The sequence below is a fragment of the Streptomyces sp. NPDC087859 genome, from assembly GCF_044742595.1.
GTDB classification, from domain to species: domain Bacteria; phylum Actinomycetota; class Actinomycetes; order Streptomycetales; family Streptomycetaceae; genus Streptomyces; species Streptomyces canus_F.
Map to the genome: position 1 here is coordinate 27,661 of NZ_JBIUUU010000012.1, position 26,610 is coordinate 54,270.

Below are 26,610 nucleotides of genomic sequence, written 5' to 3' on the forward strand. Positions count from 1 at the left end.
CTCCATGCAGCTTCTTTCGACCCCCCGCTCGCCGGCCCGAAGGCGCACCGCCACGCTGCTGGCAGCGCTCTGCTGCGCCGCGTTACCCGTCGTGGCCGCGGCGGCCCAGCCGCCCGCGGCGAGTGCCGCTGCAACTGAGGTCCTGGGCAACGCGACCCACTTCACCGGGCTCGGCAGCCCCTACGGCGGCTGCGGTCTGCCGCAACGCGAACTGGACACCCAGGACTTCGTGGCGCTCAACGTGTTCAACACACCCGGCGACTACTCGAGCACCTACCCCCGCCCGGTGCCGGACTCAAGCGCATCGGTCAAGGGCGCCTTCGACAACGGCCGCAACTGCGGCCGCTGGGTCAAGGTCACCATCGGGGACTACTGCACCGGCACCAACGACGGCTCCCCGGGCCTGCCCTTCTGCCGCAACGGCTCCTGGGTGGCCGACAAGTACAACGGGGCCACCATGACCATGCTCGTCGCGGACAGCTGCGCCGATTCCAACGCCTGGTGCCGGGACGACCCCAACCACCTCGACCTGGCAACCGACTCTCTCAACCGCTTCCGGATCGGCGACACGCCAGTGGCGACGATGTACCCGGACCACTGGAACAACCGTCATGTCTCCTGGAGCTTCGTCCCGGCCCCTGACTACAGCGGAGACATCCGTATCGGCTTCCTCAGGGGAGCCCAGCGGTACTGGCCCGCCATCGCCGTCTCCCATCTACCCAACGGCATCCACGGCGTCCAGTACCGGGCGAACGACACCTGGACCGACGCCACAATGAACAGCGACATGGGGCAGTCCTACGTCATCGGCGCGACGACCTCCGGCCAAAGCAGCTTCACCATACGGATCCGCGACGCAGCCGACACCTGGCTGGGCGGCGGCCGTACGTACTCCTTCTCGCTGCCGTCAGGGTGCGCGGGAGGCTGCTCGCAGGACTACACCCCCGTCCCCTACACCACCGACAGCTCTGGAGGGACACCACCGCCCACTCCCGCGCCGAGCCCCTCCGGCGACACCGCCTGCACGGCGGAGTGGAAGCTGACCGGCTCATGGCAGGGCGGGTACCAGGCCGACGTCACGGTCACCAACACCGGGTCCCGGCCGGTCACCGACTGGTCGGTGCACCACACCCTGCCGGGTGGTGTGACCGTGGCGAACCGCTGGAACGCGGTGGTGGATCCGTCCCGCCCCGCCACCACCGTTCACAACGCCTCCTACAACGGCTCGCTGACACCGGGCGCGTCGACGACCTGGGGGATGACGCTCAGCGGCGACGACCGAACCCTCGGCACACTCTCCTGCACCGCGTCCTGACTCTCGGAGATTGATCATGGCCATGATGTCGTTACGCGTACGCCGCTGCCGACCGGCCGGTGGGCGCACATCGGTCGCCGACCACGAGGTCGCCGGACTGCACGTGGACGGGGTCGCGACCCGGAACGTCGACGGGCAGTGGCTCGCCCGTAGGACCCCTCCCCGCCCCACCGGCCTGCGCCCGGGGTGGGAGAGCCACGGCACCGGGGACGACACTCTCTGGTTCGACGACGTGGCCCTGGGCTCGTCACCGATCGGCTGCGGACGCCCGCGTGGGATCCGTCGGGAAAACAGGATCTGAACGCGCGACAGTTGTTGATTCCTTGATCCGTACAGCGCGCAGCACCCGCCTGGTGGACCGGTCAGCTGCAGACCCTCGGCCTGGGCCCGGCTCACCAGCTCGTCGATCAGCTGGGTATCGAACTCATCGATCCCTTACAGCAACGAGGAGATCAAGTGAAACGTCGTCACGCCTTAATGGCCACCGGCGCCGCCGGTGCACTGATCCTGGGTGGCCTTGCCTTCGCCACCCTGCCCGCATCGGCAGCCGCCACCGGCTGCTCGATCGCGTACAAGGTGCAGAGCGAATGGCCGGGAGGGTTCACCGCGAACCTGGCCATCACCAATCTCGGCTCCCCCATGCGAGGGTGGACCGCGACGTTCGACTTCCCGAACTCCGACCAGAAGGTCACCAACGGCTGGAGTGCCACCTGGACACAGTCCGGAACCCACGTGTCCGCCACCAGCCTTGACTGGAACGGGGCGCTGGATACGGGCGGGTCGGCTTCCATCGGGTTCACCGGTGCGTGGAAGGGTGCCAATCCGGAACCCGCATCGGTTGCGCTCAACGGCGTGACCTGTACGGGCTCGGTGACATCCCCGACCCCCAGCCCCACCAACACTCCGACCAGCGGTCCCAGTGGTCCGGCCCCGGAACTGAAGGTTTCCGGCAACAAGATCGTCACCGCGAGCGGCAAGCAGTATCGGCTGCTGGGTGTGGACCGCTCCAGCGGTGAATTCGCTTGCGTGCAGGGCAAGGGGCTTTGGGACAGCGGCCCTGTCGACCAGGCTTCCGTCGACGCGATGAAGACCTGGAACATCCACGCGGTACGCGTGCCGTTGAACGAGGAATGCTGGCTCGGCATCAACGGCTCGCCCAGCGGAGCCACCTACCAGCAGGGCGTCAAGGATTACGTCAACCTGCTGGTGGCCAATGGCATCACCCCGATCCTCGATCTGCACTGGACGCGGGGTGCCTACACCAACGGGCCGGACTGGCACTGCAAGGACGCCACCGCGACGTGCCAGAAGCCGATGCCGGACGCGCAGTACGCCCCCCAGTTCTGGACCGGTGTCGCCAACGCCTTCAAGGGCGATGATGCCGTCGTCTTCGATCTGTTCAACGAGCCGTACCCGGAGGTCGCCAGCAACTGGGACAAGACCCTCGGCTGGACGTGCTGGCGAGACGGCGGCAGTTGCACCGGCCTTCCCTATGAAACCGCCGGCATGCAAGACCTGGTAGACGCTGTCCGGGCCACCGGCGCGACCAACGTCCTCATGCTGGGTGGCCTGGAGTGGGCCAACGACATGCGGGAGTGGCTGACGTACAAGCCGACCGACCCACTGAACAACCTCGCCGCGTCCTGGCACTCCTACAGCTTCAACGCCTGCGCGACCGAATCCTGCTGGGACAGCCAGGTCGCGCCGCTCGCGCAACAAGTACCGGTCGTCATCGGCGAGTTCGGCCAGGACAACTGCGGCTTCGACTACATGCAGCGGCTGGTCGACTGGGCCGACGCGCACAACATGGGCTATCTCGCGTGGACCTGGAACCCATGGGGCTGCAGCACCGGCGCCGTACTCATCAAGGACTGGGCCGGAACCCCGGAACCTGGCATCGGCGAGGGTCTGAAGGCCCACCTGATCAGCCAGGACCCCTACACGACCCCGTAACCGCACACCCAGCGGCTGCCCAGCCGCCGCGTACGACGCCGCCCCGGCCGGATTCCCCAACGGCACAACTCGGCCCGGGCGGCTTTCGACCACCACGAGTGTGAGTGTGGCGAGGTGCTCGAACCGCAGCCCACAGGGGAGTCGCCCGCTCCCAGACTCCAGGTGTGAAACCGGTCGGCGGCCGGCATCGGAGCGTCCCGCACCAGTCGGATGCCCATTCCTTCTGGCTGGGGGAAAAGGGCCAGTCTCCTGGGACCGTCGACCAGATGGGCGGGCTCATCCGCAGCATGCCGGCCGCCGGGTATCCCGGGACTGGAGCCGGGCCCTGGAGCTGCTCCTCGTCGACCCCGACCGCGGCATGAACCTGCGCAACGACGTCTGCCACGGCATGGTCGACACCCTGCCCAAGCACCGCGTCGCACTCATCCTCCAGGCCGTTGTACCTGCTCAGCTATGCCCACGGGCATCGATCCCCCGCCCCGTCCACCCCTTGAAGGTTCAGCAAGCGAACCGAGCGGGAGAAGCCGGCGGCCCGCCCTCGCCTGGCAGCCGAACGACTCCGAACTGCTGATCGGACGCCTCGGCCTGACCAACGCACAGGGCGGGCCCCTGTGCGCACGAGTCCGGCCCCCGCACATCACCTGGACGGCCGAACGCACCGGCCAGAAGAGGTCGCACGCCGTTCCGGCCGACAGCAGCGCCGCCAGGACGCTCAGCGGCGGCAGCTGCATAACCGCACGTCAGCGAGGTGGCCCGCGCGGCAGTCACGCATGCCCCTGCACCTTGGCAACAGGCACTGTCACCGTACGGGCGCGGGTTACGGGTGGGACGGGAGCCAGTGCTGTTGGACGGCTCGTACGCCGGCCTCGAAGCGGCTGCGGGCGCCGAGGCGATCCATGAGTTCGGAGGCTATGCGGCGGGCGGTGCGATGGGAGACTCCGAGGCGCTTGGCGATGGCCTCGTCGGTGTGACCCTCGGCGAGCAGGCGCAGGGCGGTGGACTGCTGGCCGGTGAGACCGTGCGCGTCGGTGGGAACGAGCCGGCCGAGCGGCTGGGCGGATTCCCAGATGGTCTCGAAGAGCGCGCACAGTGCGGTGAGCGTGCCCTGTCCGGTCAGGAGCACCGCGCCGGCGGCGGTGTCGTCGCTGCTGACGGAGATCATGGCGATCTGCCGGTCCATGAGGATCATCCGGGTGGGAAGCGACGGCACCGTGCGGACCTGACCGCCCAGCCCGGCCAGCCAGTTGGCGTGCTCGACAGTGGGCCGGTTGGCGCGCACGCTGTCCAGGTAGATCGTGCGCATCCGCACCCCACGGCCGAGCAGATCCTCGTTGAGCGGCCGGGACGCGGCCATGTTCTCCGCGGTCTGCGGCCCGCCCGGCGCGAACGTCAGGAATTCCTCGCGCACCTCACGGGTGAGCACAACCAGCCGGTCCCGGATCTGGTCGAGCCCCACCAGTTGCTCCACGCCCGGGTGGCTGGCGGCCGGCCGCAGCTCGGCGTACTCCGAGATGAGCTGGGCCGCGGCCGCCCGCGAGGCCTCCAGGCGCTGCTGCTGCGCCGCCAGCTGGGCCTGCTGCCGGGCCATCAGGATCTCCATGCCGACATCCGGCGAGACCGCCCGCAGCCGCCCCGCATCCCCGGCAGCGGGACGCGCCAGCGCCAGCTCGCTCAGGGTGTCGAGGGCGTCGCGCACCTCCTCCTCGGACAGCCCCACGGTGTCGCCGAGGTCCGCGACACCGGCGGCCGGATGTCTGAGCATGGCGCGGTACACCGTCTCCGCGACAGCGTCGAGCCCGAGTGCGGTCAGCACGTGCGTCCCCCCGTTTCTGCACACAACGACCCCTCTTCAGCGCTGATCTTCGCAGAACAGAGACGTTTCGTCACAGGGGCAGGCCGGAACGGGCCAGGGACACAACCGGCCACCCGCCACGCGGACTTGGCGACCTCATCCGTTGAGACGCTGGAGCGCATGTATCTCGTCCACGCGCACCTGGAACTCCCTCCCGGCAACCGTCTGCCGCCGGACGTCCGTGAGTTGGTGCGCGCGTCCCTCGTCCCCGGTGACCGCGTCGAGCACGTCGCCGTGCATCCCCGCTCCTCCTCCCGACTCACCCTGGGCTTCTACCTGCTGGCCAACGGGCTGGGAGAGGCCGAGGAACGGGCCGGGCGTGTCTGCGGCCGACTGCTGTGCGACGTCCCGCAGTTGGCGGGGGCGCGACTGACGGGGGCCGGGGTGCCGTTGATACCTCTGGCGTTCGAGGCGCAGCCGGTGGACTGAAGCGGCCCGTGTGGACGTATCGGTCCAAGGCCCTTTCCGTCCACCGAGGAACCCTTCTCATGGGCCCGGGCGGCGACGAACCTGGTGATCACCGGCCGGCAAGCGCGTCACCGCGGGACGCGACAGCGGGCCGGACCTCACACCTCGTCCCGGAAGGAACGGACAGCCATGCCTCGCACCCGTATCGCCAAGGCCGTCGCGGTCGTCTCCCTCGTGGTCACCGCGGCCCTCGCCACCCCGGCCGTCACCTCGGCATACGGGACGGACGCCGCCGAGTCCTCCTCCGTCGTCACCGCGGACGCCGGCTGGCAGGCCGCCCCGGCCGACGCCGGCTGGCAGGCCGCCCCCACCGACGCGGGCTGGCAGTAAGCCGTCCGCGCCGCCACTGACTGCCCGACACCAACCACCCCCGGGGGAACCAGAAGTGAAGACCATCCGCACCCACGGCCGCAGAGCCGCCGGTCTGCTGACCACCGCCGCCCTGAGCACCGCCCTCCTCACGGTGACCGCTCCCACCGCCGACGCGGCCACCACGTGCTCGGGCGGCGTCAACATCTACGGCGTACTCGGCGACGGCAGGCTCACCTTCAGCCAGATCAACCCGGCCACCGGCGATCTCGCCAAGGTGCTCGTCGGACCGGACCTAGGCTTCGAGCCGCAGGCCATGGCGACCCTCAACTTCAACACCGTCCTGATGACCTCGACCAGCGGCGCCCTCTACCGCGTCGACATCAGGACCAACAACACCAGCCTCACGCTACTGAACCCGCCGGTGAGGATCGCCGACAGCGGCTGGACCCACGACAAGCTGACCTACGACGGTCACGGCCACCTCTACGGCACCACCACCTCCGGCCTGCTGCTGCGCTACAACGTCACCGAGGACAAGCCGGCCGGCTCCCAGCACATCGGCGTACGCACCGAGATCGGCACCGGGTTCGTCCTGAAGACCCTCACCGCCACCGGCGACGACCGGCTCGGCGCCACCACCGAGGACGGGCGGCTGCTCGACTACACCGTCGCGGGTGCCGGTTCCTGGAAGAGTAATTCTCTCAAGTCCTCCGGCTGGTCGGGCTTCAACCAGCTCGTCTCCCCGGGAAGCGGGCTGTACTACGGACGGCTCTCCACCGGGGCCATGTACTGGTACAAGGACGCCAACCCGACCGACGGCTCCGGCGCGGACATCTCGTACCACCTCGACGACCCGGTCAACACCAGCGGCTGGACACAGAAGCTGCTGTCCGCGCAGCCCGGCACCTACACCTGCACGACCTCCGTGGACACCGTCGACCGCGGCAACATCACCGAGGTCAAGGCGGCCGGGCGGCAGCTGATGAACCAGAAGGACGCGGCCTGGGCCAACGCCACCCAGTGGGCCTGCCTGGAGAACCTCTGGGACCACGAGAGCGGCTGGCGCTGGAACGCCACGAACCCGTCCTCGGGCGCGTACGGCGTCCCGCAGTCGCTGCCCGCCTCCAAGATGGACTCCGCGGGCGACGACTGGCACGAGAACCCGCTGACCCAGATCAGATGGGGTCTGAACTACATCGACGGCCGTTACGGCTCTCCCTGCAACGCGTGGAACTTCTGGCAGGCGAACAACTGGTACTAGACCGGTAGTTACGGACTTACGGACAGGCCAAAGGGCGGCGCCCCCTCCTCCGAGGGGGCGCCGCCCTTTGGCGTGCGGGCGTGCGGGCGTGCGTACGGGCGTGCCCAGGGGGTGGACATCGTCTGCCGGTACGACGCCGCCCATGGCCTCTGGGCCGGGCGTGCGCGCATACCGAAGGGGCCCCGCCGGTGTCGGCGGGGCCCTCGGGGGCGACGCAGCGGGGCCGGGGCGTCAGACGCGGGCCTACGGGTACGGCACAAGGGCGGCGCCCCCTCAGAGGAGTGGCGGCGCCCTTCGTCGGGCGGACGTGCCGAGGGGGTAGGCATCGTCTCCGGTACGGCCGCCCACGGCCCCTGGGCCGGGCATGCGCGCATACCGAAAGGGCCCCGCCGGTGTCGGCGGGGCCCTCGGGGGCGACGCGGTGGGGCCGGGGCGTCAGGCGATCTTGTTGTAGCGCAGGGCCACGTACGCCGAGGCCGGGTGGCTGTCGATGGTGCCGCTGTAGACGTTCGCAGACCGGTAGTTCATGTCCGAGTCCGGGCTGCCCTCGGAGTAGTAGTAGAAGGTGCCGGCGTCCTGGTCCTTCCAGCCCGCGAAGAGGACCGCGTGCCCCTCGCTGCTGGAGTTCAGCGCGTCGCCAGGCCGGAGGTCGGCCTTGGAGATCTGCGCGGCGGCGTTGTCGAGGGTCTGCGTCGTCAGCGAGGAGGTGAGGTGCCAGGCCATGGAGACGAAGCCGGAGCAGTCGGTGCGGTAGGTGTCGTCGCCCTCGATGTCGGTGGCGTAAGCGCTCTGGCTGTACTGGATGTTGCGGTTGTACCAGTCCTTGGCCCGGGTCATGACCTCGCTGCGGTAGATCGTGCCGCCCTGCACGGAGTGCGGCGGTGCCGGGGGCACGTAGGCGCAGTTGTCTGCGTACGCCGACAGCAGGCTCTGCGTCCAGCCGGAGGCGTCCACCGGGTCGCTCGGGTGGTACGCGATGTCGGAGCCGTCCGCGTCGGTGGGGTCGGAGTCGTGGTACCAGTACATGCCGCCGTTGGTGCGGCCGTAGTAGAGGCCCCCGCCGGGGGAAGTCAGCGAGTCGACCGCCGACCAGCCGCTCGACTTCAGCACCGCGCGGTCCCAGTCGTTCACGCCGTTGATCTTGTAGCTGAGCAGGCGTCCGTCCGAGGTGGAGGCGATGATGCGGTCGTCGCCCGCGGCGGCCAGCGTCTTGAGGACGAAGCCCGTGTCGATCACGACATGCTGGCCTATGTGGGCCGACCCGGAAGGCTTGTCCTGCGACACCAGGTACTGGTGAAGTTGCCCGTCGACCGTGCCGTAGAGGTGGCCGGCGCCGTCGTAGACCATCTTGTCGAAGGTCCAGCCGCCGTCCCAGATCTTGGTGACTCCGGCGAGCGCGAGGGCGGTGTTGTTGGTCTGAATGTCGACGCGGTAGAGGTCACCGGCCGTCGAAGTGACCAGCACCGTGTTGAAGTTGAGCGTCGCCATCGCCTTCGGTGTGAAACCGAGGTTCGGGCCGATGAGTGTCTTCACGCGGTCGCCGGTGTTCGGCTCGATCTGCGAGTACGTCAACCGGCCGTCCGACAGCGTGCCATAGATCGACACGTTCCCGGTGCACGAGGCAACGGCCTGCGCGGCCCCGCCGGCGACGGTGACCAGCCCCAAGGACATCGCCCCGACGGCGAGGGTGGCGGACGTACGGCGAATGACGTTGCTCAGCTTCATGGTCTCTCCTGCGGCACGGAAGTCGAGTGGGCGAACGCACGTCCCTGGCCCGGACAGCTGCCCTGCAGGTACAGCTGTGAGGGTTGTTCGCGGGTGTGGCGCCCGGTGTCAGGAACTACTCTCGCCGCAGGTCAGGAGTGCCGGAAGAGAGATCCGATGGCCGCAAACGTCCCTGGCCGGTAGCGTCCTGACGGGGCGTTCGCCCATGACAGCGTCCAGGCTGGGCAGCCGATGGGGCCACCCAGTCCCGCGGACGAAGCATGCCGGTCGATACCCGGGGCCTTTTACGGACTGCCGTTTCCGTGCCGGACACTCAGATCCTGCGGCCTCCATTCACATCCCGGAGAGGCTCAGGGGAATCGGCCACGGCGTTTGTCAACGGTTTCGGGTAACAGTTGCTCGAAGCCGACAAAGGCTACCGGGACCGGACGGCAAGCCGTGCAGCGCCGGTGACCACTCCCCGTACAGCTTCACCGGCTACAACGCCGCTCGCTCCGGGCCTCGACGATGCCGTGTGCAGGGCAGCACGGACGTCGTGAACGGCGCCGGGCATGGCCGGTGAGGCCCACAGCAGTGGCCCAAGGGGTCGGCTATGACCTGCACGTTCATCCCGTGCCTCTTGTGTTTGCCGCGGTGGAACAGCCCGTGCGCGGCGTTACGGTCGATCGGCAGGAGCGTGCCGTCTTCGAGGACGAGTTCGCCATCGGCACGGTTACGCGCGCGCCAAGGGCGCGCTACGCGGGCCGCCGTGTCCGCTCGCCTCAGCATGACTCCTCGTCCGAGGCGTAGCGCTGACCGCCTCAACCCGCACCGATGAGAGGGCGCAAGCGTCCCGCGAGCAACCACGCGGTCCTGCCAGGGACCGAGAGCCCGGTCTCTATACCTTGCTCGCGACCACCATGTAGTTCTCGGCCTCAAGATCGAACGTGCTCACTTCCGTCCGGAGTCCGACCCGGTGCAGCTCGACTTCGAGTTCCTCGTACCGGTAGGGCCAGCAGGACAGCAGTTCCGAGCGGACACGAACCATGCCGGTCGCATCAACTTGGGCGATCGCAATCTCGATGTGGTGCTCATCCTCCCAGTGCGGCGCAATCTCCCAGCGGTAGACCACGACGGCATCGCGACCGTTTCGCCGGACGAGTCGGTCCCTGATGTCCAGCCGGGAACCTCTGGCCCTCACGAGTTCCCAAGTGCGGGATGTGAGCACCAAGCGCCCGCCAGGGCGCAGAAGCCGTGACATCGACTCCAGAGCAGCACCCCTGCCCGTCGCGCCCGCAGCATGGTGAAGCGAGTTGCCAACGCAGAACACCATGTCGAACGTGTCGTCCTCGAAATGATCGGGCAACTCTTCCCAGTTCGCCCGCACGGCCCGGACGGAGGCCCCGAACTCCTTAGACAGCTCTGCAGTCCGGCGAACCATCGCTTCGCTGGCGTCAGTTGCGACAACCTGCATGCCACGACCGGCGAGGCCGACCGCCAACTGTCCGGTTCCGCACGAACAGTCGAGGACGTGAGCGTTCGACGGCAGGAGGCTGAGGGCGTCATCGAACGACGCAGCGAACTCGGCGGGAGGCAACTTTGCATCCGAGATGAGCCATTCGTACACCTCGGCAAGCACGTCATATTCCGTCACAACCACTACCTCCGTCACACAGCAGACTCACGGCGGGACGTCAGCCCATCAGAGGAGCAAGCCGGGCACCAATGGTTTTCGCAGGGACAACCCGTCCGCCCATGCCGCGGATAGCGCGAGCAGATCCGCTCGGTCATTCGCCGTGTTCGGCGCTTCGGAATTATCAATACGTCCGAACTTGATACGCAGCGTGTCCAGTACGCGGTTGGCTTCCTCTCCCGCCTAAAGGCGGGGGATTCCAGGGGTCGCCCGCTGGGGTTCCCTGCTTCACCGACGACTGCCCCGTCCCGGAGGGCTCCCGTTGAGGGAAGTTCCGCTTCCTCGGCCGGTACGACCAGGTGAGCTGACCGGCGCCGTTCACAGGCGAACCGCGCGCCCTCGCCGCCGGGCCCGGGCGCTGCCAGGACACCGCGCGTGACGTGCCGTCATACCCTCAAGTCGCGGGGGAACGCCGGCCAGCGCCAGGCCCCCCATGCCGTCCAGTCGGGGAACCGTCCGCCTGAACATCCGCCCCCGCAAGACTCCGGCCTACCAGCGCGCCCGCTCATTCACAGTCAGCTCCGCCTTGGAGGCGGGCTCCAGCTGCTTCTCGTGGTTCTTCACCCAGCCGCGGAGGGTCTCCGGGCTCAGGTCAAGTTCCCGGGCGACTTCGGAGACCGTCTTGCTCGACCGCAACGCGATCTGGACTGCTTCCTCGCGGAACTCCGGCGAGTACTTGCTCGGTGGCGCCACTTCATCGTCGTTTCCTGTTCAGGGCAACCCTGTTGGGTCCCTGTCCGGAACCCTCGGGGCACCTCAACCCTGGCGGGCCTGCTGCTCATGGTCATCGTGGGCCTGGTCCCGGTCAGGCAGCCGGGGCGGTCAGGACGGCCTGGGCCGCCAGCCCGAGATTCCTGATCATCGGATTCGAATCACCCTTGCGGCTGACCAGGACGACCTGACTGGGCGGAGCGCCCTCGACCGGAACGGTGACGAGGTCGGGACGCAGTGAGCTACGCCGATCACCGACCGGTAGCACGGCGATCGCCTCGCCACTCGCTACGAGTTCAAGCTTGTCCTCGTAGTTCTCGATCGGCGGCACGCCGGCCCCGAGGATCCGGTAGGAAGCCCAGTCCGCAGTCTCGAACACGCACGGCGCCACCTCTTCGCCGGCCAGTTCTTCTGCCGTCACCGACGCCCGGTCGGCCAAGGGATGGCCGCGCGGGACCACGAGCACCCGGGGCTCCTCGTACAGCGGGGTGGTGAACACGTCGTCGGAGGCGAGCGGCAGCGGGGCCCGCGCGATCAGGGCATCGACACGCCTGTCCAACAGCGAGCCGACCTCACGGCAGCTCAGATGCCGGGTGGCGATCTCGGCGTTGGGGTAACGACGGCGCAACTCCCGCACGGCGGCAGTGATCACCAGGTCCTCGACGTAGCCGATGGAGATTCGTTCGGTCTGGGCTTGTTCACGCACGGACAGCTCGGCCTGGCGGGCCTCCTGCAGCAGGGCCTGGGCCCGGGGGAGGAACGTCTGGCCGGCCGGAGTGAGCCGGGTGCCCTGGGGGGTGCGGTCCAGCAGTCGCGTGCCGAGATACTTCTCGAGCCGTTGGATCTGGCGGCTCAGCGCCGGCTGGGCCACGTGCAGTTCGGCGGCGGCCCGGCCGAAGTGCTGGTGGGCCGCCACCACGGTGAAGTAGCGCACCAGCCGCAGTTCCAGGTCCTGTCCGAGATCGTTCACCCTTGCAGCGTACGCGTCATGCCGTTTCGGAATGATCAGGTTGCCGAAGCGGTCTTGGACGGCACTGCCGTCCTGGGCCTTGACTGAAGGAACAACGTTTCCCCGAGAAAGCGACAGGCGCGATGAAGGCGATCCAGTTCCACGAAGTCGGCGGGCCGGAAGTTTTGCACTACGACGAGGTAGCGGTTCCCGAGATCGGCCCGGGCGAGGTGCTCGTCCGGGTGCACGCGGCGGGCATCAACCCGCCGGACTGGTACCTGCGTGAGGGGATGAAGGTGATGCCGGCCGAGATGAGGCCCGCGCTGGAGTTCCCGCTGATCCCCGGAACGGACATGTCGGGCGTGGTCCAGGCGGTCGCTCCGGACGTGGTGGGGTTCGCTGTCGGTGACGAGGTCTTCGGCATGCTGCGGTTCCCCGGATTCGACGGCCGGACGTACGCCGAGTACGTGGCCGCGCCGGCTTCGGACCTGGCGCACAAACCGGCCGGTATCGACCACGTCCAGGCAGCTGGCGCGCCAATGGCCGTGCTTACGGCCTGGCAGTACCTGGTTGAGCTCGGCCACGACGTGCCGTCCCCTTTCACCGGCCAGGTGCACCAGCCGGCGCCGATCACGCCAGGGATGACCGTGCTCGTCAACGGGGCCGCCGGTGGAGTGGGCCACTTCGCGGTCCAGCTGGCGAAATGGAAGGGGGCACACGTCATCGCGGTGGCCTCGGGCCGGCACGAGCAGTTCCTGCGCAAGCTCGGCGCCGATGCGTTCATCGACTACACCAAGACGCAGGCCGCGGACGTGGTCAGCGGCGTCGACCTGGTGATCGACACCGTCGGCGGCCCGGACAGCGCACGCTTCCTGACCGTGCTCAAGCGCGGCGGCACCATGCTTCCGGTGTTCTTCGCCCAGTACGCCCCGGAAGAGACGGCGAGTCTGGGCATCACCGTCTCAAACATTCAGGTGCGCTCCAACGGCCCCCAGCTCGCCGAGATCGGGCGCCTGTTGGACGAGGGCAAGCTTCAGGTCGGAGTGGACTGCACATACCCACTTCCCCAGGCGGCCAGCGCACACACGCGAGCCGCGCGGGGCCACCTCCAAGGCAAGATCGTGCTGACAGTGACGTCGTGATCGCCGAACCTCAGCAGGCGCAACGCCGGCCGGCCGGTCCCACAACCCGCCGGGCAGCGAATACCTCAGGACCTCCCGGTAGTTCCTGTCCGCCGCCCTCCGACCCAGCGAATACCTCCGCCGCCACGTCCTGTTGAGCCGATCCCAGGCGTCCTGCGTGGTCCGCTCAACATCAGCCAGACGGACCAGCGCAGCAGCACGATCAGCCGGATCGCTTGCTATCAGCCCGTACGCCCACCCCAGCCGCTCGTGCCACACATCCCCACCAACGACGCTCACGCCCATATCCGCTCCCCTCGTCACCCGGTAGATCATGCTCTGCCTCAAGCCGAAACCCGCCCTCATTTACCCCGGTGAAGCACGGCACGCCGTTCGCCTATGGCAGGGGTGACAAGGGCCTTGCCTTTGCGACAACTACCGTGCCTCGGCTCCATACCCGGGCTCGAGGGCTGTTCGGCGCGCGGTTGCTACGGTCGAACTCTGGGCGCTCGGGTCCGTGAACCGGACCTCCTGCAGGCCCCCGGTGCGGCCGCCGTCCAGGAAGTACACCTCCTTGAGCGCTTCGGCCACGGTCTCCTGGAGCTCCTGGTCGGTGGCGCCAGCCTCCTGTGCGTCGAAGAGGCGGGCCGACGGGCGGCAGGGCTACCTCAGGTCCCGGATGCGGTGCTGGTCCGTCGATCCGATCGGCGCGGTGCAGCCCGTAGGCGGGGTCTGTCTCGCGCAGGACCTCGGCCTCGTATCGGCAGGTGTCACACACGGCGTTCGGGAACTGTCGGGGACAGTCGAAATGGAAGCTGCGTGTCTGTTGCTTCGACTGCTGTCTGATGGCGGAGCCGCGCGCGTGCGCGACGGTGGACAGTTCAGCTGACAAACACGCCGATTCTTCCCACGACGGCGGTTCGAGGGGGCTGTTGGGGATGGCCATGACGTTGGCGCCCGGCGGTAGAGGCTGATCGGCCCCGCGCTCCATCAGCCGGGTGTCGCATGCCCGTTGTCAGGCCGCTTCGCCCGGTGGTCCGGGTAGTGTTCCCGACATGGACTTCGATACCACCGTAGAGCGAGCTCAACGCCTCAAGCAGCTGCACGCCCAAAGCAAGCCGCTCGTGCTGCCGACCGTCTGGGACGCCTGGTCCGCGCGTGCAGCAGTGGCCGCCGGGTTCCCCGCGCTGACGGTCGGCAGCCATCCCCTCGCAGAGTCCCGAGGAGCAGCGGACCACGAGGGGCAGACCTTCGACGAAGTGCTCGCCGCCGTCAGGCCGATCATCGCGGCGGTCGACGTGCCCGTGTCTGTGGACCTGGAGTCCGGATACGGGCAAAAGCCCGCTGATCTCGTCGCCGGGCTCATCGAGGTCGGCGGGGTCGGCCTCAACATCGAGGACACCGTCCACTCGGACGGCGGCCGGGTGCGCAGCACCGAGGAGCACGCGAATTACATCGCGGGCCTGCGTACGGCGGCGGACGAGTCAGGTGTCGCGGTCTGGGTGAACGGACGCACCGACCTCTTCCTGCACGCGCAGGACGCTTCCGGCGTCCTCCAGGAGGCGATCGACCGACTGCGTGCTGTGGAAGAGGCCGGAGCCGACAGCGTCTACCCGGTAGGAATCCAGGACAACGATGAACTGCTCACCGCGGTGATCGGGGCAGTGAACATCCCCGTCAACTCCACGGCCCACCCCGTCAAGCACGACCTCGAGCGTTTCCGGCGCCTCGGCGTAGGCCGGATCACCTACGGCCCGCTCCTGCAAATCGCCCTGACCGACACGATGAAGGACATGCTCAAGCCCTGGGCACCTTGAGAAGTTGACCGGGCGGCAGGGTCCGGCCGCGCCGCCAGAACTCTTCACCGCACGGTGGAGCTCAGCGGCGGACTTGCGAGGTTGCGTCGCCATAGACGGCTCTTCCGGATGGCGCCTCATCGCCCGAGTTGAGGCACGCCTGCCCTGGTGACCGGTGAGTGGCCTGGAGGTCGAATGGCCTCCAGCCGCTTCAACGCCGCCGAATGCAGGACAGCTGCGACGCCGGAATCACACTAGAACCCGTCGCAATGGTGAAATGACACGTCGCCATGAAGTGACTGATCAGGACTGGGATGTTGGCCCGCCTGGCCACACAAGCTGCGCGCTCGTAGCCGGGTTGCCGACGAGCACAAGGGCGGCATCGAAGTCGGTGTCAAGCACGGTCGTTGGTGAGCATCGTTGACGCTGAGCTCACTGCACAGTGAACCTTTGGCATACCCTTCACGCCATGGCTCGCCATGGTCGGCAGCTAAGACCTCGCTTCTTATGGCGCCTTTGCGGTTATCGTGCCTGAGGGTGCCTCCGTCGGGGGTCGGGCCATGGGTCGGGGGATCGTGGACGAGTCGTTTGACGCCGTTGGAGAAGCCCTGTGTTGCGCCGCAACCGTCCGGCTGGGCGGGGCCATGGAGGTGCTGACCGGGCGGTCTGGCCTGTTCGACGCCTACGCCTCGATCATGGCGGGAGTGGAGAGCATCAGGGCATTTCTTGATGGCCAGGAACTCGACGACGACTTGCTCAGTTCGGCGTTTGCCGAGAGCTGGTCCCTGGATGCCAGGTACCCGGCAGGGCTCCCGGGTCATGCCTTCGTTGGAGGTTGGACGCGTCTAGTGTTCGGCACGGTGGTGCTGACCAAGCCGAAGCAGCAGAACATCGTGGCAGCGCAGACGCTGGGCTTCGCCTCGGAGGCGGCGGCAGCCTGGCCGTCCGCCGTCCGTATCGGCTCCTTCGACACCCTGGCCCGCTTCGAAGTGGCGTGCCAGCGGGAGGCGGAGGACCGTCTCCGGAAGGACGGCCTGCCTGCCCTGTGGGAACTGACGGAAGACTGGTCGAAGCAGTATCGCCAGGCGGCGGAACAGGTCCTCGGGTAGTCGGCGCCTCAGCCTGTGAGTCGTCGATAGCCGATGAGGGTTGCGGCTATGCCGACGAAGGCGAGGAAGTGCTCGGCCTTGCGTTCGTAGCGACGGTGGAGCCTTCGGCAGCCTGCCAGCCAGGACACGGTTTTTTTCGACCACCCAACGATGCCGGCCCAGCCGCTGTGAGGACTCGACGCCCTTGCGGGCGATACGGTGGCGGATGCCCCGTCGGCGGAGCCATCGACGCAGGTGGTCGTAGTCGTAGCCCTTGTCGGCGTGCCGGCCGCCATGGCGTTCATGGAAATGGCCGAGGCCGCCGCGCGCCGCGGGGTCGCTTGATCCCGGTTCCTTGACGATCGAATTTGCCGAGGACACCTGACGGCTGAAGCGGGCTTTGAGCAGGCGAAGTACGTCGAACCTGTGCACCAATCTGGTACCGGTGCCCAGACCGCATGCGTGACGCGGGTGTTCACACGAGATGATCACCTCGTTCTATACAACTGCTTGGCTTCGGCCTGCACTTCGGGGGACTCATGTACCGCTTCACCCGCCACACCGCCACTGCTCTGACTGCCGTCGCGCTGATTACCGGCATGACATCGGCCTGTTCCGACGCGCCTACGCCGTCCAAGACTCCCCAGTCCCACAAGACGGCGACCTCCACCCCGTCACCTACAGCGCAGCCGTCCTCCCCATCCGGCCGGGAGAAGCTGGACAAGGAAGCCCGCGACCTGCTCAACATGACGGACCGCCTGGAGTCGGACGAGGGCTTGATCTCGTCCGGCTCCCTCGCGGTGCCCGGAGAGAATCTGGACGAGACCGTCAAGACCGGCACCGCCCTGCGGGTGGAGGTGGCCTGCGCTGGGGAGGGCACGGTCACCTTCACGGTCGCCTCAGGCACCGCCAAGACAGCCAAGCGCGTCGACTGCACCGAGGCGACGACGAACGGGTTCGACTTCACCACGGCCGGGCCGGGCCTCACCATCCAGGCGGACTCACCCGAGGAAGACAGGGTGGGCACCGCCTACATAGTGAGCCACATCGCCTGACCGTCCCGACAGTCGGCCCTGGTCACCCTGGCCTCGGCTCACCGCCGCCTGCTACCTCTCCGAGCGAGTGGTCCCCGTCGTCAGCTCCGCGTCGAAGGCCTGGAACCGGTGCGCACCTGGCGGAACAGGGGCCGGTGCGCGTTGGAGCGGTGGAAGACGTCGATCATGTCTGCGTCTGTGCCGTGCGGCTGGTCACTGCCCGAGCCGATGCGCGCCGCGCCGCGCCGCGCCGGTCAACGATGAGGCACTGCCTGTGGGGTGGCCGGCCCGGCGGAAGTAACGGACAGGGGTTGCTCTGTCCGCTGTCCATCCTCGACGCTCGGAACTGCCCGCCTGCGGAGTCGTGCGAGCGTGGAAGGGGCGGCTCGGGGGCGATGAGTTCCGGGGCCCGGTGGGGTCTACCTCTGTACGAGCGAAAGCTGCACACGATTCTGTGAGGGACCATGACCACCCACGCACTACCACCCGTCGTCGATGCCGCATCGTGGGAGCGCCAGCTCGAGGCGCTGCGTGCCCGGGAGAAGGCCGCGACGCGGGAGCTTGACGCCATCGCCGCCGAGCGTCGTCGCCTGCCGATGGTGGAGATGCCCGACTACACCCTGGAGGGCGAGGACGGTCCCGTTCGGCTGGCGGACGTCTTCGAGGGCAAGAGGCAACTGATCGTCTACAACCACATGTGGTTCGCCGGCAAGGAATGGCAGTGCCCGGGCTGCACGGGGTTCACCTCGCAGTACACCCGCCTGGAGTTCCTGGACAACTACGATGCGCGATTCGTCATCGTCACCCAGGGGCCGATCACAGAGGCACTCGCCTACCGGCAGCGGGTCGGCAACCAGATGACCTGGTACTCGACTGCCAACAGCTCCTTCGGGGCCGACGTCGGTGCACCGCCCGACGCAGGATTCGCGGTCAACGTGTTCCTGCGTGACGGCGACACCGTCTATCGCACCTGGCACACCAACGGCCGGGGCACCGAACAGCTCAGTCACACCTTCCCGCTGATCGACCTCCTGCCGTACGGACGGCAGGAGGAGTGGCAGGACTCGCCCGAGGGCTGGCCTCAGTCGCCCACCTACAGCCGGTGGGCGACGTCCAAAGACATCGCTGCGCTCTATGGCCCGGGCTCCGGCAGCTGAACGACCTCCGTCACAGCCGGTGAGCGGGTGAACTCGGAGATGCTGCCGATGCGCGACGGATCGACCATCGCTCGGCGTCCCCGTAACTGCCGGACAAGTTGCCTACGCTGACTCAGTGGGGCATCGCCTGGCCGCCCCGCCCAAGGGCTGGAAGAACGAGCTGACCGGACGAGGGCAATCCGCGCTGGAGTGGCGGAAGGCCATAGGCGTGCGGGGCGAGCCGGGTGTCCTGTCGCGGGTCAGGCTGCCGGCAGTTCCTCCGCGGGGAGTCGGCCGGCCTGTACCGCGTCGAGGAGAGCCTGGTGGTCCCGCTCGTTCTGGTCGGCGTATGACTCCGCGAAGGAGGTGAGTGCGCGGTCGAAGGAGTCGCCGCTGCCCAGGTATGCGGCGATCGCGATGCGGTCGCCGGACCGTGCGTGCGCACGCGCCAGTGTGGCTCCGCACAGTTCACCGAACGCCTTCAGGTCCTTCGGCCGCATCCTCTCCGGTATGGCGATGCCCTTCCAGTCGCGCAGCTGGCGGACGTAGAAGTCGCGTCGTTTGCCGTCGATCCCGTCCACCCGCTCCCAGCCGAGGAAGATGTCGCTGGTGGCCTGCATCAGCCGCTGGCCCGAGACCACCCGCTCGCCCTGGTTGCGGTATTGGCTTGCGCCGACGTGTGCGGCGAGTACGGAGGTGTCGGCCTCCTTGGCCTGGAGGAAGAGCGGGTCCTGGTCGTCGCGGCCGAGGAGCAGGAAGATCCAGCATCGGGTTCCGACGCTGCCGACGCCGACCACCTTGCGGGCGACGTCGGCCAGTCGGTAGTCCTCCAGGAGCGTGCGCCGGTCGGACGCGAGCGTGCGACCATACCGCTCGATCAGACCGCGGAACTGACGCTCCAGCGCGCTGCGCTCCACATCCGGCAGCAGGTCACTGGCCGGGATGAGCAGCGGGGGCTCCGCCGCGATCCTGGGCCGGCCGTCGACCGTCTCGGTGAGCTTGTCGAAAGCCTGGAGGCTGTCGCGGGTGCGGGCCTTCGCGATCGCGTGGGCCAGGTTCTTGCGACCGCGCTTCGTTGCATGGAGCCGGCCTGAGGCCAGTGATTCGAGGAGGTCCGCGTCGATCTTCGTGTACCAGACGTCGAGGTTGCCCGTTTCCGCGAAGCGGATCATCGCCTTGCGGTACGAACGGACTGTGGCGCGCACGATGCGGGCGCGTTCGTCGTCGTCGAAGCCGTTCTCCCGGCCCGCGATGACCAGGCTCGCCGACAGGCGCTTGACGTCCCACTCCCAAGGGCCCGGCAGCGTCTCGTCGAAGTCGTTGATGTCGAACACCAACCGCCGTTCCGGTGAGGCGAGCAGACGGAAGTTCAGCAAATGTGCGTCCCCGCACAGCTGGGCGGTGAGCCCTGAGACCGGGCTGGCGGCCAGGTCGGACGCCATGATCGCGGCGGCTCCCCGGTAGAAGCGGAACGGGGACTCCATCATCCGGGCGTAGCGGATCGGGACGAGCTCGGGCACCCGTGCCTCGGACTGCGCCTCAAGAATCGACAGCGGGTCCGGCCGGTCGGGAGACGGCGTGTACACGGCGTGACCCGACCGAGGCGAGCGGCGCCGTGCCTCCTTGCCGAGAGCCGCGCGGTTCTCGGGCGTGGCGTGGGGTGCGGCCCGCATGGCCGTGGTCGCGTTCTGGGACATCAAAGACGCTCCTGCCTAGTCCTGCCCTGCTTCTGCCGCCATGGGGACACCCGGCACACGGCACGTCGTACCCGGCGGGCTCTTCCCTGGCGCTCTGTCCCCTGCCGGCCGTGCAGATCACCTATGCCGGGCGGGCGGCTGCTCTCAGCCCTGAGCTTCGACCTCGGCATCGGCGACGGCGATGGCCATGCCGAGCGCCGTGGCGATGTGGCCCGCCGCGGTCATGACGCGGGCGGTGCCCACGATGGGTGCGATGGCGACCAGGACGTCCTGCAGTTGTTCGACACTCAGACCGGTTCTGATCGCCGGGTCGATATGGGCCGCGTAGGAGATGGGCGGGGCGTCCGAAGCGGCGAGTGCCGCGATGCGCGTGAGGAGGAGCGTGTCCGGAGCCAGCCCGCACCGCTCGACGGAGTCGACCGTCATGGCGGCGAGGACGTCCAGGACAGGAGTGTCCGATGCAGTGGACATGACGTATGCCCTCCTGGTGAGTGTCGAGCCCGAAGGGGCGTGAGGCGGACGAACCGCATTCCGCACACGGGGCCTCTCAACCGTAGATCCCCTTCGGGCCTCGCGCATCGCGTGCCGTCTCTGCGCGCATTCCCGACGTGCGCGTCGCGCCCGAGGGGACGAGATTGGAGGTAATCCGCCGGTCGGATGTGAACGGCGGTTGTGCAGGGCTGCCCGGCACCCAGGCAGCCTCCGGATCGGAGACACCATGAAGGACCTCAAGTTCGAGCGGAAGCGCTCCCTGTCACGCCTGGAAGCTGCTGATCAACTCGCTGCGCTGGCCGCCGCTCTGCGGAAGGGCGGGGAGGCCGAAGTGGAACTCAGTCCCGGAACGCTGAGCCTGCGGATCCCCGACGACCTGCGCAGCGAGATAGAAGTCGAAGTCGGTGACGGGGAGATCGAACTGGAGATCGAGTTCACGTGGCCGACCACACGGCCCAGGACAACGCCATCGCAAACGGCCGCAGGCGCGGAGAAGCCCACCACACGCACACGCAAGAAGGCCCCAGCAAAGCCGAAGCGCAGCGTTACCAGCAGCAACAGCGGCACAGGTACGAAGCGGTCCGCGACGAAAAAGCCCTGACGACCCGTCCTTAGACCGTCGGGACAAAGAGTCCGGCCTCCGTTGGTGAGGGTGGGGCCCGGGCCGGTGGCTTGATCGTTCGGGAAGTCTTGATCGCTGCTGGACCTGTCGTCTGGCCGCCTGCCCCGGTCAGGGCCGACAGGCTTGCACTTCCTGTGTCTGAGGCCCGGGACCGTGCGGCGTTTCATCGAGCTGCTGGCGTCGCCACAGGTGCACACCTACCTCGGTGGCACCGCCCGCCGGCGCGAGGAGCTTGAACGCGAGATGCCCGAAGTGCCTGAGCGGTGGCCCGAGAGCTTCGTCGTCGACCTCGACGGGGCGATGATCGGCCAGCTCCTGCTCAGGAAAGCACCGCAGCACCGCAGCACCGTCGCCCGGCTGCTGCGGGGAAGGTCGATCTCGACTACATTTTTCTGCCGCGAGACTTGCCCGGAGACACGTTCGTCGTGTTCCGGGACGCCGAGGGGCCGAACCGGTCGGGAACGTCCTCCTCGGCCGTGCCCGGCAGCCGTGCATGAGACATGTCCAGTTGAGGCTGTCTCATCTTGTTCCGCCCGTTCTTCGCCCCCGCGACAGTGAGATCCCTGGTCAGACCACGGGTCAGATCCGGTCGCCGGTCGTCTCCCGGAGTGCGGCTTCCAGCCGGTCGCGGGCCTTGGTCTGGGCGGCGATCCGTTCGTTGAGGACCGCCAGCCGTTCCCGCGCGACGCGCAGGCCCTTGGTGGAGGGCGGTACGGCAGCCACATCGCCGTCCAGGCATGGCAGGAACACACGCACGTCGTCCAGGGTGAGCCCGGCGGCCAGCAGATAGCGGATGTTGCGGACCCGCACCAGGGCCCGCTCGTCATAGACGCGGTAGCCATTGGAGGCACGTTCGCAGGAGATCAGCCCGGCCTGCTCGTAGTGCCTCAGCGCACGAGCGGTCGTCCCAGTTGCCCTGGCCAGCTCACCGATCCGCACGCCTTCCACCTCCCGAGCCACTCCTATCACGCCACCACCGCTCCGCCGTCCACTGGGAGTATCACGCCGGTGATGAACGATGCCGCCGGTGCGGCAAGCTGGGTGACCGCCCAGGCCACCTCCTCGGGTCGGCCGACCCGGGCCAGCGGGGTGTGCGCCAGTTGCCACTCCCGCACTGTGGCCATCCGCTCCGGCGTCAGTCCCTGATGCTCGCCGATGGGCGTATCGATCGCACCGGGGGCGACCGCCACCACCCGGACACCGCGGGGTGCCAGTTCGACCGCCCAACTGCGGGTCAACAGTTCCAGCGCGGTCTTGGTCGCCGCGTAGACCGAGCTGCCGGGCCAACCCCGCTGCCCCACCGACGTAGTGACATTGACGATCACTCCGCCAGACATCTCCAGGAGCGGCAGCGCGGCCTGGGCCAGCAGAGTGGGGGCGACGAGGTTGGTGGAGAGCTGAGCCTTGATCATCTCCAGCGTCAGCGTGCCGAGGGCTCCGCTGCGCACAATGCCGGCGTTGTTGACCAGCACGTCCAATCGGCCGTATGTCTCCCGCACAGTCTGGACGATCCGCTCGGGCTCACCCTCGGATGTAATGTCGACGGGCAGCGCCATGATCCGGTCGCTCTCGGCAGCGGTCTCTTTGAGCAGCTCGACCCGCCGCCCGATCGCGACCACGCGGGCACCCTCGGCGGCGAAAGCGCGGGCGACGCCCCGGCCGATCCCGGTGCCGGCTCCCGTGACAACGACAGTTCTACTGCTCTGCGGTGTGATGCTGTCCATGCCGCTCATCGTCCAACCCTGCCGCCAGCGGCAAGGTCAAGCATTCTGCCGCGGGTACCCGGTCATCGGACTCGGCTCGTTCCTCGCCAACGCCCGCCGCCGCGCCGGCACACTGGGCCCCGAACGACGGTCAGACCGCAACGCGTTGGGGATGCGCTGGTAGACGGTGCAGAGCGGGGCAACAGGGTCAGGACGCTTCGCCCTCAGCCTGCTGCCGCTTCAGCCACTCCGGCAGACTGACCGCGTCCAGCGTGTCCGGATGCTCCAACCCCAACACCCGCCGCTGCACTTCCAACGTCTCCTCCCCCAACACCACCGCCTCCCCCACTCGACCCACATCCGCCAACCAGACGGCCAGGTTGAGCGCCGTGCTCAGCGTGTCCGGATACTCCGACCCCCGTGGACGCGGGGAGCAGCGACCTGATGTGCTCCAACAGCCAGCGCACCGGCCACCGGTGATCCACGCCGACACGGCGAGCCCCTCCGCCAGGCTGGCCCAGGACATCTGGAGCGGGAGGACGGCCCAGACCAGGGCCAGCATCACCGCCATCACCGCCATCACCAGGTGGTACTGGACTATGTGTCCCAGACACGCGCCCCGGCCCCGCTGCGGGCTCACGCCGTCGGCGACCTCAGCCGCCGACGGCGCCGCCTTTCTTCCGGCCTGGTGATCGGCCTGACCGATCACATGGTCCGCAAGGTTGTGTCCGACCGCGAGCACCGCACATACCGAGCCGAACGTCGCCACCGTGGCGACCTGCCCGATGCCTTGTCATCGGGCACCCACCAGAAGGCCGCGACGCGAGCGCTCGGTACTGTCCGAGGTCGAACCCGCCGCCATGAGTCCAGCGGGCCGCCGCGAGAGGGAGCACACATGCCACTCGGTGACTTCGATGCTTGGCGACGAGAGCTGCTCTGGACGGGCGTGCTCGTCCAGGACGGTGACACCTCCGTCTCCGACGAAGAGGCCGGCTACCGCTACGACCGCTACGTCGCCCTTGCGGACATGGTCGACGGCACCGAGGGCCCCGCAGCAGTTCACGCCTTGATCGCGTCGCTGCAAGTGGAACAGGGCTACGGCGCCCACGAAGCTGTCTACGGCGCCCTGGAGCAATTTCCCAGCCAGCACCTGTTCAGTGGCGCGATCACGGCTGTCACCGACCTCTTGCGAATCCCACGTGACCACAGTGGCCAAGTCCTCCAGCTCCTGACCCTGCTCGGTAGCAGCGATGACCTGAGGGCGTTCACAGACGCATGCAGTCGCCTCGAACCAGAGCTGCGGGCTGGACTGGCAGCACTCATTGCCGACCATGAGGCCGACGAGTGGCTTGCGGACGAGCGTTCCTTCGGACGGCTCCGAGTCGCACAGGACTAACCTCCTACGCTCAGCACGGCCCTTGCTGGTGCAGAGAAGGCTGAGGACGGACAGCCCATCATTCCGAGCTGCCGCATCCGACAGACGGTTGTGTCCGTACGCGGTGTCCAACCGCCGTCGCTGCGTTGGGGAGTCGACCGTCCCAGTGCGGGCGATGTCGATGTAGTGCAGGGCCTGGTCCCGGTGGAAACGCAGGGACTCGTCAAGCAGCACACCGGGCTGACGCCCTGACACCGCCAGGGTGCGCCTTGGCAACTCCCTGGAGGCTGCGGGCCCGGGGTTCTCACAGCGAGCGCGTGGTCGTATGAGTCCTCTTGCGGCATCTCAGGGCTTCCTGATCAGACAAGTACTCCGCTGCGCTCGGCGGGGCCGCTCAGCTCCATCGATGTTGGCCCAGAGATCAGCAGGCGGAAGATCAGCGACTTCGTCGCAGGACGGGCATGAGTGTCCTCGGGAGCGGAACAGGCGGTCCAAACATCAAACCCGCCATGGCCGCAGGCCTCGACGACCGATCCGTAGGTCAGCGCGACGAGCACTATGTCGTCGTCCAGGCCGGGGCATGGTTCGGGAGTTCCTTCGTCGTCATAGGTGAGGGCCAGGCTGACGGCCAGGGCCGCGACGTACCGCTCCGACGTCTTCACGTGCGCCGGCACCACGGCGGGGGCACAAGGCCGTCGCCCGGCCGGAGAGGCTGCTGGACGCGAGGCGGTTGAGCAGCACAGAGACCTCGGCCAGCACGGTGGGCGCGCTCTGCGGGCCCGTAGGCGATGACGTCGTCAGCTGCGGCGTCGTAGACGCGCAGGTGACTGTGCGGGCCGGTGCAGACGAGGGCGCGCACGATCGCGGGCGGGCCCAGGCTGAGGGCATCGCAGTGCCCGCAGTGGACCAGGGGCAGCAGGTCGGTGGTGACGCGCTCCCAGTCGCCGACGCTCGGCCAGTCAGCAGCGATCCGGTTCCGCCGCCGTATGCCGTCGATCAGCTCCGCCGCGCCCACACCAGCGGACGGCCCGGCTTGAAGTCCTGCGGTAACAACGGTTCCAGCCGGGCCCACTGGCTATTCTTCAGATCGCCACGCCTCACGAAGCGTGATCATCCATGATCAAGATCCACTCTCACAACAGATCTCGCCGTGCGATGAGCACGGAGAACAAGGAGGCGGCGTGTCGAACCGTGTGGCCGCGCGTCGCCCCGGTCGATCGGTCGACCGATCTGTCAGTCGACCGGATAGAACTGCGCGTACCAGCGGCGCAGCGCTTTGATGCCCTTCTCGTGCGGGAGCAGGACGGGGCGCGCCTGGTGGATCTTGTGGTCCCAGATCCCGACCTCCTTGCGCACCTCGTCCAAAGCCGCCATGCGGAAGACGAGTTTGGCCAGGGGGGTCAGCATCGGCAGCCAGGCCGGTTTGCGGATGTAGTACAGCATCCGCAGTTCGCTCATGCGGTCGTCGACGGGAGTGCTGAGTGCGACGGCGGTCACCGACAGTACGGGGCCGTGAGTACGCACCACCATGACGCCGGGCCCGTACATGAACGCGTCGAAGGTGTTGTCGATGACCCGGCCCAGGACGCGGCGGGAGATGCGGCCGCGCGCCTCGGCGAACGGGCCGTCCTCCCGCCAGTCCTGGACAGGGGGTTCACTCTGGCCGTGGATGAAGTGGAAGTGGGACTCGTCGACGATGTTCTCGCGCATCTCCTGGATGTGGACGCGAGCCCGGCAGGTGTCGTCGATGGGCGCGGCGAACTCTTTCGATCCTGTCTCGGGGATCTCCGGCACCTCCCACGAAGGCTCGCCCGGCCCGGCGTGGACGAAGACGAGCCCGCTGTGCTCTCGGACCGGGAACCCGTCGAGGGAGACCTTGGGAGTGCGCACTGCGAACGGGGCCTCCACGCACCGGCCGTCGGCACCGAACCGCCACCCGTGGAACGGGCACTGCACCGTGCCGTCCACGACCCTCCCGCCCGCGCCGAGATGCGCGCCGTAGTGCGGGCAGTGCGCATCCCGAACAGCTGCCCGGCCGTCGGCTCCCCGGAAGGCGATGAGCGCCCGCCCGAAGTAGTGCAGGCTGACGACCTTGCCCGGCCGCAGTTCGCGGCTGCGCAGCACCGCGTACCAGCCGTACGGCACGGTCGGCATCGGATACTGGTCGGCCCGAGGATCGCGCGGCAGAGCGGCCAAGTTGTCATGACTGCGACGTGAAGGCATGCGCAGATGCTAGCTAGAGGATCACGGGGATACCGGCCATTCTCCAGCCGGTATCCGGCCCGGAGGCGGGACTCGACGCCCTTCTGTCCACCCCGCGCCGAGTGC

General features: G+C 68.1%; 25 protein-coding genes and 6 pseudogenes. 16 read left to right on the top strand and 15 right to left on the bottom strand.

Annotated features, from left to right (window positions below; genetic code table 11):
• Positions 1-4 precede the first annotated feature (4 nt).
• The 5 genes and pseudogenes from ACIOHP_RS28495 to ACIOHP_RS28515 form a co-directional block, all read left to right on the top strand.
• The gene (locus ACIOHP_RS28495) at positions 5-1,315 is read left to right on the top strand and encodes a cellulose binding domain-containing protein (RefSeq protein WP_401891921.1); all 1,311 of its coding nucleotides are present in this window, start codon (positions 5-7) and stop codon (positions 1,313-1,315) included.
• Positions 1,316-1,400: 85 nt separating this feature from the next.
• Positions 1,401-1,616 (top strand): annotated as a pseudogene (locus ACIOHP_RS28500) (hypothetical protein); the annotation flags it as partial.
• A 176-nt stretch (positions 1,617-1,792) separates the two neighbouring features.
• Positions 1,793-3,268: a cellulase family glycosylhydrolase gene (locus ACIOHP_RS28505; RefSeq protein ID WP_401892403.1), complete on the top strand. Its 1,476-nt coding sequence runs from the start codon at positions 1,793-1,795 to the stop codon at positions 3,266-3,268.
• A gap of 106 nt (positions 3,269-3,374) precedes the next feature.
• Positions 3,375-3,839 (top strand): DUF4209 domain-containing protein, encoded by a 465-nt coding sequence (locus tag ACIOHP_RS28510; RefSeq protein WP_401892405.1) that lies wholly within the window; start codon positions 3,375-3,377, stop codon positions 3,837-3,839.
• A pseudogene (locus tag ACIOHP_RS28515) lies at positions 3,827-3,925 on the top strand (DUF5990 family protein); the annotation flags it as partial. The gene ACIOHP_RS28510 and the pseudogene ACIOHP_RS28515, both read left to right, overlap by 13 nt.
• A 160-nt stretch (positions 3,926-4,085) precedes the next feature.
• Here ACIOHP_RS28515 and ACIOHP_RS28520 read toward each other — a convergent pair.
• Entirely contained in the window at positions 4,086-5,081 is a 996-nt protein-coding gene (locus ACIOHP_RS28520; protein ID WP_401891923.1) for a helix-turn-helix domain-containing protein, read from the bottom strand.
• Between the two features lie 159 nt (positions 5,082-5,240).
• Here ACIOHP_RS28520 and ACIOHP_RS28525 point away from each other — a divergent pair, with 159 nt between their 5' ends.
• The 3 genes from ACIOHP_RS28525 (at position 5,241) to ACIOHP_RS28535 (ending at position 7,161) form a co-directional block, all read left to right on the top strand.
• Positions 5,241-5,549 carry a hypothetical protein gene (locus tag ACIOHP_RS28525; protein ID WP_401891925.1) on the top strand — a complete coding sequence of 103 codons (309 nt, stop codon included), beginning with the start codon at positions 5,241-5,243 and terminating at the stop codon, positions 5,547-5,549.
• A 168-nt stretch (positions 5,550-5,717) separates the two neighbouring features.
• A complete protein-coding gene (locus ACIOHP_RS28530; RefSeq protein ID WP_401891927.1) occupies positions 5,718-5,918 on the top strand; it encodes a hypothetical protein in 201 nt (66 codons plus the stop codon).
• Positions 5,919-5,973: 55 nt separating this feature from the next.
• Complete coding sequence (locus ACIOHP_RS28535; protein ID WP_401891929.1) at positions 5,974-7,161, top strand: tachylectin-related carbohydrate-binding protein; 1,188 nt, start codon at positions 5,974-5,976, stop codon at positions 7,159-7,161.
• Positions 7,162-7,596: 435 nt separating this feature from the next.
• Here ACIOHP_RS28535 and ACIOHP_RS28540 read toward each other — a convergent pair whose 3' ends face one another.
• From ACIOHP_RS28540 to ACIOHP_RS28560, 5 genes and pseudogenes are all read right to left on the bottom strand, one after another.
• A complete protein-coding gene (locus tag ACIOHP_RS28540; protein WP_401891931.1) occupies positions 7,597-8,886 on the bottom strand; it encodes a hypothetical protein in 1,290 nt (429 codons plus the stop codon).
• 488 nt (positions 8,887-9,374) lie between these two features.
• Positions 9,375-9,570, bottom strand: a pseudogene (locus ACIOHP_RS28545) (transposase family protein); the annotation flags it as partial.
• A gap of 193 nt (positions 9,571-9,763) precedes the next feature.
• The gene (locus ACIOHP_RS28550; RefSeq protein ID WP_401892408.1) at positions 9,764-10,519 is read right to left on the bottom strand and encodes a class I SAM-dependent methyltransferase; all 756 of its coding nucleotides are present in this window, start codon (positions 10,517-10,519) and stop codon (positions 9,764-9,766) included.
• Between the two features lie 528 nt (positions 10,520-11,047).
• Positions 11,048-11,251 carry a transposase gene (locus ACIOHP_RS28555; protein ID WP_401891933.1) on the bottom strand — a complete coding sequence of 68 codons (204 nt, stop codon included), beginning with the start codon at positions 11,249-11,251 and terminating at the stop codon, positions 11,048-11,050.
• Between the two features lie 112 nt (positions 11,252-11,363).
• Positions 11,364-12,239, bottom strand: coding sequence for a LysR family transcriptional regulator (locus ACIOHP_RS28560; protein ID WP_401891934.1), 876 nt, complete (start codon positions 12,237-12,239; stop codon positions 11,364-11,366).
• Positions 12,240-12,361: 122 nt separating this feature from the next.
• On the opposite strand from ACIOHP_RS28560, the gene ACIOHP_RS28565 reads away from it, so the two are divergent.
• Positions 12,362-13,360 (top strand): NADP-dependent oxidoreductase, encoded by a 999-nt coding sequence (locus ACIOHP_RS28565; protein ID WP_401891936.1) that lies wholly within the window; start codon positions 12,362-12,364, stop codon positions 13,358-13,360.
• 414 nt (positions 13,361-13,774) lie between these two features.
• On the opposite strand, the pseudogene ACIOHP_RS28570 reads toward ACIOHP_RS28565, so the two are convergent.
• Positions 13,775-14,059 (bottom strand): annotated as a pseudogene (locus ACIOHP_RS28570) (hypothetical protein); the annotation flags it as partial.
• Between the two features lie 335 nt (positions 14,060-14,394).
• On the opposite strand from ACIOHP_RS28570, the gene ACIOHP_RS28575 reads away from it, so the two are divergent.
• Together ACIOHP_RS28575 and ACIOHP_RS28580 are read left to right on the top strand one after the other, a co-directional pair.
• A complete protein-coding gene (locus ACIOHP_RS28575) occupies positions 14,395-15,156 on the top strand; it encodes an isocitrate lyase/phosphoenolpyruvate mutase family protein (protein ID WP_401891937.1) in 762 nt (253 codons plus the stop codon).
• 623 nt (positions 15,157-15,779) lie between these two features.
• Positions 15,780-16,244, top strand: coding sequence for a hypothetical protein (locus tag ACIOHP_RS28580; protein WP_401891939.1), 465 nt, complete (start codon positions 15,780-15,782; stop codon positions 16,242-16,244).
• Between the two features lie 8 nt (positions 16,245-16,252).
• On the opposite strand, the pseudogene ACIOHP_RS28585 reads toward ACIOHP_RS28580, so the two are convergent.
• A pseudogene (locus tag ACIOHP_RS28585) lies at positions 16,253-16,517 on the bottom strand (transposase); the annotation flags it as partial.
• A gap of 305 nt (positions 16,518-16,822) precedes the next feature.
• On the opposite strand from ACIOHP_RS28585, the gene ACIOHP_RS28590 reads away from it, so the two are divergent.
• The gene (locus ACIOHP_RS28590; protein WP_401891940.1) at positions 16,823-17,278 is read left to right on the top strand and encodes a hypothetical protein; all 456 of its coding nucleotides are present in this window, start codon (positions 16,823-16,825) and stop codon (positions 17,276-17,278) included.
• Between the two features lie 443 nt (positions 17,279-17,721).
• On the top strand, positions 17,722-18,414 hold the full coding sequence (locus ACIOHP_RS28595; RefSeq protein ID WP_401891942.1) for a DUF899 domain-containing protein: 693 nt from the start codon (positions 17,722-17,724) through the stop codon (positions 18,412-18,414).
• A gap of 239 nt (positions 18,415-18,653) precedes the next feature.
• Here the strand turns inward: ACIOHP_RS28595 and ACIOHP_RS28600 are convergent, their stop codons facing one another.
• Together ACIOHP_RS28600 and ACIOHP_RS28605 are read right to left on the bottom strand one after the other, a co-directional pair.
• Positions 18,654-20,090 (bottom strand): DUF2252 domain-containing protein, encoded by a 1,437-nt coding sequence (locus ACIOHP_RS28600; protein WP_401891944.1) that lies wholly within the window; start codon positions 20,088-20,090, stop codon positions 18,654-18,656.
• Between the two features lie 144 nt (positions 20,091-20,234).
• Positions 20,235-20,561 carry a carboxymuconolactone decarboxylase family protein gene (locus ACIOHP_RS28605; protein WP_361559124.1) on the bottom strand — a complete coding sequence of 109 codons (327 nt, stop codon included), beginning with the start codon at positions 20,559-20,561 and terminating at the stop codon, positions 20,235-20,237.
• Positions 20,562-20,808: 247 nt separating this feature from the next.
• On the opposite strand from ACIOHP_RS28605, the gene ACIOHP_RS28610 reads away from it, so the two are divergent.
• On the top strand, positions 20,809-21,183 hold the full coding sequence (locus tag ACIOHP_RS28610; RefSeq protein ID WP_361559127.1) for an amphi-Trp domain-containing protein: 375 nt from the start codon (positions 20,809-20,811) through the stop codon (positions 21,181-21,183).
• Positions 21,184-21,272: 89 nt separating this feature from the next.
• Positions 21,273-21,605, top strand: a pseudogene (locus tag ACIOHP_RS28615) (GNAT family N-acetyltransferase); the annotation flags it as partial.
• A 178-nt stretch (positions 21,606-21,783) separates the two neighbouring features.
• Here ACIOHP_RS28615 and ACIOHP_RS28620 read toward each other — a convergent pair.
• The 3 genes from ACIOHP_RS28620 to ACIOHP_RS28630 form a co-directional block, all read right to left on the bottom strand.
• Complete coding sequence (locus ACIOHP_RS28620) at positions 21,784-22,143, bottom strand: MerR family transcriptional regulator (protein ID WP_401891946.1); 360 nt, start codon at positions 22,141-22,143, stop codon at positions 21,784-21,786.
• Between the two features lie 26 nt (positions 22,144-22,169).
• Positions 22,170-22,937: an SDR family NAD(P)-dependent oxidoreductase gene (locus ACIOHP_RS28625; RefSeq protein WP_401891948.1), complete on the bottom strand. Its 768-nt coding sequence runs from the start codon at positions 22,935-22,937 to the stop codon at positions 22,170-22,172.
• A gap of 178 nt (positions 22,938-23,115) precedes the next feature.
• A complete protein-coding gene (locus ACIOHP_RS28630) occupies positions 23,116-23,676 on the bottom strand; it encodes a tetratricopeptide repeat protein (RefSeq protein WP_401891949.1) in 561 nt (186 codons plus the stop codon).
• A gap of 126 nt (positions 23,677-23,802) precedes the next feature.
• Between ACIOHP_RS28630 and ACIOHP_RS28635 the strand changes: the two genes are divergently transcribed.
• A complete protein-coding gene (locus ACIOHP_RS28635) occupies positions 23,803-24,303 on the top strand; it encodes a hypothetical protein (protein ID WP_401892423.1) in 501 nt (166 codons plus the stop codon).
• A 338-nt stretch (positions 24,304-24,641) separates the two neighbouring features.
• Here ACIOHP_RS28635 and ACIOHP_RS28640 read toward each other — a convergent pair whose 3' ends face one another.
• Together ACIOHP_RS28640 and ACIOHP_RS28645 are read right to left on the bottom strand one after the other, a co-directional pair.
• On the bottom strand, positions 24,642-24,944 hold the full coding sequence (locus tag ACIOHP_RS28640) for a hypothetical protein (protein ID WP_401891951.1): 303 nt from the start codon (positions 24,942-24,944) through the stop codon (positions 24,642-24,644).
• 571 nt (positions 24,945-25,515) lie between these two features.
• Positions 25,516-26,505 carry a Rieske 2Fe-2S domain-containing protein gene (locus tag ACIOHP_RS28645; protein WP_401891952.1) on the bottom strand — a complete coding sequence of 330 codons (990 nt, stop codon included), beginning with the start codon at positions 26,503-26,505 and terminating at the stop codon, positions 25,516-25,518.
• Positions 26,506-26,610 lie beyond the last annotated feature (105 nt).